The organism is Kitasatospora sp. MBT66 (genome assembly GCF_000710405.2).
Classification (GTDB): Bacteria; Actinomycetota; Actinomycetes; order Streptomycetales; family Streptomycetaceae; genus Kitasatospora; species Kitasatospora purpeofusca.
The window spans coordinates 117,608-118,268 of record NZ_JAIY01000009.1 but is presented as its reverse complement, the minus strand read 5'-3'; the positions used below and the strand labels follow the sequence as shown (position 1 = coordinate 118,268).

Below are 661 nucleotides of genomic sequence, written 5' to 3'. Positions count from 1 at the left end.
GGAACTGACCGGCGACGACGTGACCGAGTGCCTCGGCGGTCGGGAGGACCTGCGCGAGGAGCAGCTCCCCGAGCGCTACCTGACCGGCTGCGACCCGCGGCTGAACGGGCGCCAGACCCTCGACCTGGCACGCGTCGTGGCGGAGATCCTGCTGGATCACTCCGCCCGGCGGGCACCCGCGGCGGTCTGAGGACCGCCCACCAGGACCGACGGCCCGCTCCCTCTTCGCGGAGGGGAGCGGGCCGTCAGCACGTGCGAAGGCAGGGACGGGGAGGGACGGGGAGGGGCGGGGCGGGCCGGCGGGCCGTCAGGCCGCGAGGTCGGTGCGGAGCGCCTCGAGGAGCGCGGCCAGCTCCGTCCGGTCCTTCGCCGCGCCGTAGACGTAGAAGTCGGGCCGGACCAGCACCGCGACCGACCCGCTCTCGGCCAGGTACGGCAGGTACACCCCGTCGGTGTCACCCACCGCACCCGGCGGGGGCTCCTCCTCGCCGGCCGCGAGCACCCGCACCGCGTGGCCGCCGAGGCCGGCCAGCCAGGCGCGGTCCCCGGCGGTGAGCAGACTCTCCGGCGGCTCGGTGGTGAGCAGCACGAAGCCGCGCCCCACCACGTCGTCGAAGAGCCCGGCGGGCCGGCCGGCCACCGTCACGCGCCCCTGGACGAC

General features: G+C 76.9%; 1 protein-coding gene and 1 pseudogene. One reads left to right on the top strand and one right to left on the bottom strand.

The genetic code is table 11. The features are described from left to right. Positions 1-190: 3-deoxy-7-phosphoheptulonate synthase (locus tag BI06_RS24505; protein WP_043471666.1), on the top strand; the 190-nt coding region annotated here is incomplete at its 5' end. A 117-nt stretch (positions 191-307) separates the two neighbouring features. Here the strand turns inward: BI06_RS24505 and BI06_RS53785 are convergent. Beyond that, positions 308-661, bottom strand: a pseudogene (locus BI06_RS53785) (bifunctional 3-(3-hydroxy-phenyl)propionate/3-hydroxycinnamic acid hydroxylase); the annotation flags it as partial.